Annotated in this window: 6 protein-coding genes; all 6 read right to left on the bottom strand. The window is 67.9% G+C overall.

Annotated elements, in window-relative coordinates:
* Positions 1-98: 98 nt before the first annotated feature.
* The 6 genes from Y705_RS0101875 to Y705_RS0101850 all read right to left on the bottom strand — a co-directional run bounded on the left by Y705_RS0101875 (position 99) and on the right by Y705_RS0101850 (position 8845).
* Positions 99-716 carry a DedA family protein gene (locus Y705_RS0101875; protein ID WP_026531623.1) on the bottom strand — a complete coding sequence of 206 codons (618 nt, stop codon included), beginning with the start codon at positions 714-716 and terminating at the stop codon, positions 99-101.
* Positions 717-755: 39 nt separating this feature from the next.
* Positions 756-1676, bottom strand: coding sequence for an RluA family pseudouridine synthase (locus Y705_RS0101870; protein WP_026531622.1), 921 nt, complete (start codon positions 1674-1676; stop codon positions 756-758).
* A 30-nt stretch (positions 1677-1706) separates the two neighbouring features.
* Entirely contained in the window at positions 1707-2507 is an 801-nt protein-coding gene (locus Y705_RS0101865; RefSeq protein WP_026531621.1) for an Fpg/Nei family DNA glycosylase, read from the bottom strand.
* Complete coding sequence (locus tag Y705_RS0101860; RefSeq protein WP_026531620.1) at positions 2500-7413, bottom strand: DNA glycosylase AlkZ-like family protein; 4914 nt, start codon at positions 7411-7413, stop codon at positions 2500-2502. The genes Y705_RS0101865 and Y705_RS0101860 overlap by 8 nt, the downstream gene beginning before the upstream one ends.
* 93 nt (positions 7414-7506) lie before the next feature.
* The gene (locus Y705_RS16630; RefSeq protein WP_049822119.1) at positions 7507-8286 is read right to left on the bottom strand and encodes a DUF4232 domain-containing protein; all 780 of its coding nucleotides are present in this window, start codon (positions 8284-8286) and stop codon (positions 7507-7509) included.
* Positions 8287-8386: 100 nt separating this feature from the next.
* The gene (locus Y705_RS0101850; RefSeq protein WP_026531619.1) at positions 8387-8845 is read right to left on the bottom strand and encodes a 23S rRNA (pseudouridine(1915)-N(3))-methyltransferase RlmH; all 459 of its coding nucleotides are present in this window, start codon (positions 8843-8845) and stop codon (positions 8387-8389) included.
* Positions 8846-9099: the final 254 nt, after the last annotated feature.

Here is a 9099-nt window from a genome sequence, read left to right as displayed (position 1 = left end):
CCGATTCGTCCTCCGATGAATCGGTCCCGGAAGGTGCAGTAGTCTCGGCCGTTGAGCCCGCGGGCGGGGAGGACGGTGCGTGCGGCAGCCTGGGTCCCTTATTCTGCGGGGTGCTCATTGGTGTTTCTGACCTTCCGATGTTGTTTGACCGCGAGGACAGCAGCGGTCACCGCCCCCACCAGCGTACCGACCAGCATCCCGAGGAGGGCACTCATCCACAGCGGCAGCCCCGTCGTCGCCCCGGTGAGGTATCCCAGACCCAGCAGCCAACCGGCCCACATCACGGCCCCGATGGCCGTGGCGACCATAAAGGGCTTGAGGGCGACCTCGGCGATCCCTGCAGCGGCGACGCTCGCCGTCCGCCCGCCGGGAAGGAACCGGACGGCCACCAGGCCGGCATAGGTGGGCGACTTGCCGGCCTTTTCCACTGCTCCCCGCAACCCGCGGTGAACGGATCGTCCCCAGCGGAAACGGTCCAGCCAATGGGTGAGGCGGCGGCGGAAGAGCAGGAACAGTGCGAGGTCCCCCAGCCAGCTTCCGGCCATCGCAACTAAAACCGCGACCGGCAGGAACAGTGCACCGTGGGAAGCCATGGTGCCGGCCGCGATCACCATGAGTTCCGAGGGCACGATCGGGAACACTACGTCCACGAAGATGACGGCGAACATGAGGAGGAGGTAGAGGGATGTTGGAATGTCGGCACCGGGCAGTTCCACAGTTCCAATGTACCGCCCGGGTACTGGCAGGCCGAGGCCTCAGGCGAAGCCGGAAAGCTGCAGGGACGACTCGAAGAAGGACTCAGCACCGCTCAGGGGATCAGTGAAGGCAATGCTTTTCGCAAGAAGCTGCAGCGGCTCGTCGTAGTTGTCCGGCTGCTGGGGGTGAAGTACCGGATAGAAGGGGTCGTTCATTATTCCGAGACCGAGGCCGGCCATGTGCAGGCGCAACTGGTGGGTCTTCCCCGTGTGGGGCTGCAGCCGGTAGCGTCCCACCGTCCCCTGAGGGGCCGCATGCTGCTCCAGCAGGCTGATGGTGGTTTCGGTGTTTGCCTCGCCCTCCACTTTTTGGGCCAGCAGATAGGTGCGGGACTTGACGATCTTGCTGCGCACGGTCAGCGGTTCGTTCCCGAGGTTCAACTCGGGCCGCACCGGGGCAACCGCCTCGTATTCCTTGGTGATCCGCCGGTTCTCGAAGAGCAGCTGGTAATTGCCCCGGGTTTCCGGGTTGACGGAGAACAGAAGGATGCCGGCCGTCATCCGGTCGAGCCGGTGCATGGGGATGAGGTCGGGAATTCCCAGCTGGACGCGCAGGCGCACGAGCGCGGACTCCGCAACGTACATGCCGCCCGGAGTGGTCGGCAGGAAATGCGGTTTGTCCACGACGAGGAGGTTCTCGTCCTGGTGGAGGATGGTGATCTCGACGGGGAGCCGCTGCTCGACGGGCAGTTCACGGTAGTACCAGACGAAGGTGTGGTCCGTCAGAGGGGTCTCGCGCGACAGGACCGCCCCGCCGAGCGCCACCACCTCCCCACGGTCGAAACGCTCGCCGATGCCCCTCGGGTTCACATGGTCAAAACGGTCGAGGATGTACTCGAGCGCCGTCTTCCAGGGCCCTTCGTCCGGGAGTCGCAGGCGCGTTGCGTTGACGCCGTTTCGCACGGGCAGCGGGGATTTCATCACCCTCCAAGCCTACGGGCCTACGGGCCTTCAAGCTTCAGCCGGCGCCGGCTGGCAGTGCGGACAATAGTAAAGGTCGCGCAGTTCGAGGTCGTTGTCGCCCAGCTGTTCAAGGGTGACGGGCGTACCGCAGCGCAGGCAGCCGCGGTGGGAGCGCCCGTAGACCCACAGATTGTTGCCCCTCAACTGACCCGTGGTTGCCCGGGTGCTACGGAGCTTGTTCGCCTCGAGCAATTTCCTTGCGAGCTCCACCATCCGGGGGAGGTTGCGGACCCGGGACACGGGGGTCAGCGGATGGACGCCGGCCAGGAAGCACAGTTCGCAGCGGTATACGTTGCCGATGCCTGCGAGGTTCCGCTGGTCCAGCAGGGCGAGCCCGATGGGCCGGTCCGGCTCGGCGGACAAACGGCGCAGCGCCTCCTCCGGATCCCAGTCGGGCCCCAGCAGGTCCGGGCCGAGGTACCCGACGGCGTCGTCCTCCTCTGCACGGGGCATCACCCGCAGGAAACCGAGTTCGAAGCCCACGACCACCGACTCGCTGGTCTCCAGGATGCAGCGCGCCTTGAAGGCCGGCCGCCGCCATTTCTCCCCGTGCCCGTAGACATGCCAGAGGCCCTCCATCTTCAGGTGGGAATGAATGTCCCACCCATCGTTCCCGCCGCCGCGGATAAGGAGATGCTTCCCGCGCGCCACGGCGTCCTGCACGGTGTCGCCAGTGAAGTCGACAGTGGCGAATCGAGGCACCCGGATATCGCATCGCGTCAGTTCCCTGCCGGCAAGGGCCTTATTGAGCTCGCGCGCCGCACGCCAGACGGTGTCACCCTCAGGCACGGATCCTCAGTCCCCTCGGAGTCGTATAGAAACCGGCTCCAGCCAGGGCCCTGCCCACGTCGGTGTCGAGGATCTCCCCACCGTTCACTTTTTCGAGTGCCATTTTTTCGGCAGCACCCCGCCGGATGATCGAAACGAGTGCAGATGCGGCTGATTCGAGCGTTGCAGGGTCCTCGGTGAACGCCAGCAGGGTCTTTCCTCCGCGCTCGACATAGAGCGACAGCGCTCCGTCCACCAGGACCACGAGGGCACCTGCCTTCCGCCCTGCACGGTGCCCGCCGTCCGCGGAGGGCCAGGGGAGCGCCGCGCCGTAAGGATTGGCCGGATCGGTGGCGGCCAGCGCGACCGCCTGCAGCGGAGCGCCCGATGCTCCGAGGTTGTCCAGCGGGGCTGCCGGCTGGTTGTCGGCACTGAAGGAGCGCAGCCGGTCCACCGTCGCAGGAACAGCGAACTGTGCTGCGCCGAGGTGCTCGATGAAGTAGCCCCGGCGGCATCGCCCCATCTCTTCGAGGCGGGCCAGCACCTTGTACATCAGGCCGAAGCCACCCGGGATTCCCTCACTGCCCACGGCGCCGCGCGTCACCACCCCGTACCGGTCGAGCAGCAGCTCAGCCGTTGCATGCGCGTGCACCGTGGTTCCCCCTTCGAGCTGCGGCAGCAGGTTCCACCGGCCCGCGGCGAGCGAGGGCGTGGTGCGCTGATAGCCGCCGCCGTCGGACCCCGACTGAAGGCGCATCGAGCTGCCGGTCAGTGACTTCCCGGGAGCACGGCCGAGCCGCCCTGGACGGGATGACCGGGCACGGGGCGGGGCGGCCCGCTGCTTGTGGGCCGTCTTTCCGTTGGCCAGCAGTGCGCGCACGGGCGTGAACGTGTCATTGCTGATCCGTCCCGCCCACACGAGGTCCCAGAGGGCGGTCACCACCTCGGGTTCGGACGGCGCGTCCTGGGCGGGGAGGAGGTTCGCCAGTTGGCGCAGGAAGAAACCGCCGCCGCCCTCGAGGAGTTCCAGCAGCGAGGTGTGAAGGGCGGTGGGCTCGAAAGCCGGGTCGGGGCGGAGCGTCAGCGGTGCGTTCTCTGCGAGGTGCAGGGCGATCCAGCCGTCATTGCCGGCGAGTGAACCGGCGCCCGACCACACCACCTCACCGGTCGCGGTGAGCTCGTCGAGCATCGCCGGCGAGTAGTTTGCCACCCGCTGGCCGAGCACGAGGGGTTCCCACGCCGACGCGGGGATGGGCACACCGGAGAGCTGGTCGACCACCGTGGCCACGCCGTCGAGCCCGCGCAGACCCGAGCCCACATGCTGCCAGGCGGGCAGGAACCTGCCGTACGCTGCAGGGTCCACCGGCTCGACGTCCTGACGAAGCGCGGCAAGCGAACGACGCCGGAGCCGCCGCAGCACCTCGGTATCGCACCATTCGCTCGGCGCGGCCGGATGGACGATGGTGGTCCTCCCCGGTTCGGGAGCGGGCACGGATTCGGCGGGACGGAACTCGCCCTCCACCACCCGGCCGTTCCCGGCCAGCCGCTGGAGTGCGCCGGCGACGACGGCGACCCCCAGTCCCAGCCGGGAAGCCGCCTCGGCGGCGGTGAAGGGACCGTGCGTGCGGGCGTAGCGACCCACGAGGTCACCCAGCGGATCAGCCACGGGCTCGATGAATGCGAGGGGGATGCCCATGGGCAGCGGCACGCCGAGGGCATCGCGGAGACGTGCTGCATCCTCGACCGCTGCAACCTGTTCCACCCCGGAGATGTTGACCACGAGGGCCCGGTTCGCCCGGACCAGCGCTGTGACATGGCCGACCACGGTTTCGGGGGACGCCCGCGGAGTGTCGGGGGCAGGGACATCGGAGAACCGGTCGACGCCGTCCGCCACCGGGTCCGCGTCGGCACGGACGGGCTCCTCGAGCCGCTCGGCGATCTCCCCGGCGGTCAGCGGCCCCAGCAGGCGAAGCAGGTCGGCGACACCCTCGAGCCCGCGCGCCAGCCGGTCCGGGCGCAGGCGCTGAAGTTCGCGCTCCGTCTCCGCGATGACGCCGGCGTCGAGGAGCTCGCGCAGTTCGGCGCGTCCCAGCAGTTCATTGAGCAGGGTCGGGTCGAGGGAGAGCGCAGCGGCCCGGCGTTCGGCGAGCGGGGAATCCCCCTCGTACAGGAAGGACGCCACGTACCCGAACAGCATCGAGCGGGCGAAGGGGGAGGGCTGCTGTGTGGTCACTTCCATCATCCGCAGTTCACGCCGCTCGAGGGAGGAGGCGAGCTCCTTCAGCGCCGGGAGGTCATAGACATCCTGCAGGCACTCTCGGACGGTCTCGAGGACGATCGGGAACGTTGGGTACTTCTTCGCGACGTCGAGCAACTGCGCAGAGCGTTGGCGCTGCTGCCAGAGAGGGGTCCGCTTGCTCGGGTTCTGCCGCGGGAGAAGCAGCGCCCGTGCGGCGCACTCCCGGAAGCGCGAGGCGAACAGTGCCGACCCGCCGACCTCCGCCGTCACGATGCCGTCCAGTTCCTCGGCGTCGAACAGGAACAGGTCGGCTCCCGGCGGTTCGTCCTCCATGAGCGGCACCCGCAGCACGATGCCGTCGTCGGAGGCCATGGCGGAGCCGTCCATTCCATAGCGCTGCTGGAGGCGTGCGCCCACCGCAAGCGCCCACGGCGCGTGGACCGGCATGCCGAAGGGGCTGTGCAGGACAACCCGCCAGTCGCCCAGCTCATCGTGGAAACGCTCGACCACCAGGGTGCGGTCATTGGGCACCACCTCGGTGGCTTCCCGCTGCTCGGTGAGGTAGGTGATGAGGTTGCCGGAGGCCCAGTCGTCGAGCCCGATCCGGCTGCACCTCTCCCGGGCCTTCTCCGGAGTGGCCCCGGACATCTCACGGACGAAGGCGCCGAGCGCGCGACCCAGTTCCACCGGCCGGCCCAGCGAATCGCCCTTCCAGAACGGAAGCTTGCCGGGTTGCCCGAAGGCGGGGGAAACCAGCACGCGGTCGTGCGTGATCTCCTCGATTCGCCAGCTCGTGGCACCCAGCGCGAACACGTCGCCCACCCGCGATTCGTACACCATCTCCTCGTCGAGCTCGCCCACCCGCCGGCCGCCCGCCTTCGGCCCCTCACCCGCGGAACCGACCAGGAACACCCCGAACAGTCCGCGGTCGGGAATGGTGCCTCCCGAGGTCACGGCGAGGCGCTGGGCACCGGGACGCCCCGTGATGCTGCCTTCCACCCGGTCCCAGATGATGCGGGGACGCAGTTCCGCGAACTCGTCGGAGGGGTAGCGGCCGGCCAGGAGATCGAGCGTCGCGTCGAATGCGGAACGGGGAAGCGTGGCGAAGGGCGCGGAACGGCGGACGACGTCGAACCACTCCTCGACGTCGATGGTTCCGAGTGCCGCCGCGGCAACCGTCTGCTGGGCGAGGATGTCGAGGGGATTGGTGGGGATGTAGAGCGGCTCGATGCGGCCGGCCAGCATGCGCTCCACGGTCACCGTGGTGTTCACCAGGTCCCCCCGGTGCTTGGGAAAAAGGACGCCCTGCGACACCTCGCCCACCTGGTGCCCGGCACGGCCCACGCGCTGCAGGCCGCTGGCCACCGAGTGCGGGGATTCGACCTGCACCACGAGGTCCACGGCACCCATGTCGATGCCGAGCTCGAGGGAACTGGTGGCCACGACGCACCGCAGCCGCCCCGACTTCAGGTCGTCCTCGATCAGGGCACGCTGGTCCTTCGACACCGAACCGTGGTGGGCACGCGCCAGGAGCGCTTCACCGCCCTTGGTCTGGCCGGCCTGCGCCATCACCTCGGCGGGCGGACGCGACGGCTGTTTCGTCGTCGGCTTTTCAGCCACCGGTCGCCCTGCAGCCGGTTCATCCCCGGTCGGGCCCGTCCAGACGGCATCACGTTCCCGTCGTTCCTCGGAAATTTCGTTGAGCCGCGCCGTCAGCCGTTCCGCGAGCCGCCGGGAGTTGGCGAACACGATCGTGGAACGATTGGCCTCGATCAGGTCGACGATCTTCTCCTCGACGTGCGGCCAGATGCTCGCCTGGGGCGTCGCCTCGCCGTCGTCGTCGGTGGAGGCAGCACCGCCGAGCTCCGTCATGTCCTCGACCGGCACCGTGACGGTCAGGTCCCACTGCTTCTTCGACGGAGGAGCGACGATCTTCACGGGGGCGTTCCCCGAGAGGAAGCGTGCAACCGTTTCCTGCGGCTCCACCGTTGCCGACAGGCCGATGCGCTGCACCGGGTTGTCGAGGAGGGCGTCGAGCCGGGCCAGCGAGACGGCAAGGTGGGCGCCGCGTTTGGTTCCGGCCACCGCGTGCACCTCGTCGAGAATGACGGTATCCACTTCCAGCAGGGTCTCCCGCGCCTTGGACGTCAGCATCAGGAAGAGCGACTCGGGAGTGGTGATCAGGATGTCCGGCGGACGGGTGAGCATGGAGCGGCGTTCTGCCTGCGGGGTGTCCCCGGAACGGACCCCCACGGTGATGGCCGGCGCGGGAAGGCCGAGCCGCTTGGCCGTCTGGGTGATACCGATCAGGGGTGCCCGGAGGTTCCGTTCGACATCGACACCGAGTGCCTTGAGCGGGGAGATGTAGAGGACGCGGGTGGTCCGCTTCGGCTTCTTGTCCGCCGTGGCATCACCGGCCGTGCGATCACCGGCTGTGCGATCGCCCGCCTTGGGGCCGCCGGTCGACGCAGCGGTCGCAGGTGCAGGGTCACCGGTCGCCATCAGCCGGTCGAGCGCCCACAGGAATGCCGCCAGCGTCTTGCCGGAACCGGTCGGAGCGACGACGAGGGCATTGGACCCGGCGGAAATGGCATTCCAGGCACCCTCCTGCGCCGGAGTGGGCGCAGCGAAGGCACCCGCGAACCACTTCCGGGTTGCGGGCGTGAATTTATCCAGCACCTCAGTCACCCGACCATCATCCCCCGGCGCACTGACATTTTCCGACCGCCGGGAGGTTCCAAGCCGCCGGGGGAGCCTGCCTCCGGGGCACTGCCCTCGGGGCTACTGTGCGGGCTGCAGTGTTCCCACGGTCATGAGGACGATCGATGTCGCCGAGCACGCTTCACCGTGCTGCTCCAGCACGAGAGAATCAGTGGCGCCGGGCGGGTAGACACGGAGCCCTGCTACCGGCGTCGTCCCGCAGTCGGCACCATAGTTCTGCCCGCTGCCCTGTTTGAGGGTTGCCGTGGCGGAGGCCCCGGGGGCGAGGGTGAGAACCGTCAGCCGGGAGTCGTCGCGGTCCGCCGGGAGGCCGATCTGGTCGCCCTCGGCCGTCACGGCGGAAACCCCGGGGAAACCGACGGTCGTGCAGGGTGCCGACGAGGTGTTGGTGAGCACGATCGATCGGTACACCTTCCCCATGCCGGCCGCGCCGGGAACGGTGTCGATCCTGCCGGTCAGCATGGCGGCGGTGCAGGTGCCGCCGGCGGCTGGTTCAACGGGGGCGGGAACAGCGTCCGACGACGGCGACGGTGCCCCCGCGGACGGCTCGGGTTCGATGCTTCCTTCAGTGCTCGGTTCCTGGCTTGGTGCGGTTGACGGTTCAGCGCCCGGCTCCGCTTCCTGCGTGTTCGTCGCGACGACCGACGGAACGTTCGACGCAGCGGCCGCGGGCTCGGCCGCTGCCGAGGTGCTGGTTTCCGCGTTTCCGGATTCCCCGGGGGATGCTGCCCCTGCCGGCTCGCTCCCACTGCCGAGTGTTCCGCAGCCGCTCAGAAGGATGACGGCGCCGAGTGCTGTTCCAGCCAGGACGTGGCGCGGGATGAGAACCAGATTGTTCATAGCATCACCTTAGGGTCGGGCGGGTCCCCGTCCAGGTGGCAAGGCACTCGCCTCGGCATTTGATCATGCAATTGTTACAAAAGTGACTGATGTGATTCGGCTATTCGTGATGGTACGAGCGACCCCCCGCGATTTCCTGCGCCCGGTACACCTGCTCCGCCAGGATGAGCCGGACCAGTTGGTGGGGAAACACCAGTGGAGACAGGGACCAGACAAAATCCGCGCGGGCGTGTACCCCGGCGGCCACCCCGTAGGCTCCCCCGATGATGATGGTGACGCCGCGTGAGGAATTCAGGGGACGCAGCAGCACCCGGGAAAGGGCCGGGGAATCGATCGCTTTTCCGCGCTCATCGAGCAACACCACGAAGTCGTTCCCTGAAAGCTTGGGAATCAGGCGTTCGGACTCCTCTTTCCGTGCCGGATCGCCTTCGCGGGAGGAGTGCGGGAGGAACTGCCACTTAAGATCGAAGGGTTTCTTGAGACGTTTTTCGTAGCGTGCAATCCCCTCGACTACCCAGCTCTCATGTTTTCGGCCGACTGCCAGCACCCGGATCGCCATGTTTCACAGGCTACCTCGGCGGGAAGCCCCTCCCCGGGCCGCCGATCATGCGCTTTCCGGCATAAGACCGGCATATAGCAGAAATGCCTGAGTACTTTGGGCCGAAACAACGCCGGTGGCTTGTCGCGGCGTACCGTAAGCTTCTGGGATGGGCAGGTAAACCGGCCTCCGCCGAGCTGAACCGGCTCCTGAAGCGCCACCATTGGAACCGTATTGCCTAACTCATGGAGAAACCGGTGTTCACCTCGGGAAGT

The organism is Arthrobacter sp. H41 (assembly GCF_000520535.1).
Taxonomy (GTDB): domain Bacteria; phylum Actinomycetota; class Actinomycetes; order Actinomycetales; family Micrococcaceae; genus Arthrobacter_D.
The sequence above is the reverse complement of the archived record's forward strand: the minus strand, read 5'-3'. Positions and strand labels throughout refer to the sequence as shown.

What these genes read in the sequence shown, in the direction of transcription:
- Y705_RS16630 (WP_049822119.1), bottom strand. Translation starts at nt 8,286, where the DNA reads ATGAACAATCTGGTTCTCATCCCGCGCCACGTCCTGGCTGGAACAGCA.
- Y705_RS0101850 (WP_026531619.1), bottom strand. Translation starts at nt 8,845, where the DNA reads ATGGCGATCCGGGTGCTGGCAGTCGGCCGAAAACATGAGAGCTGGGTA.
- Y705_RS0101870 (WP_026531622.1), bottom strand. Translation starts at nt 1,676, where the DNA reads ATGAAATCCCCGCTGCCCGTGCGAAACGGCGTCAACGCAACGCGCCTG.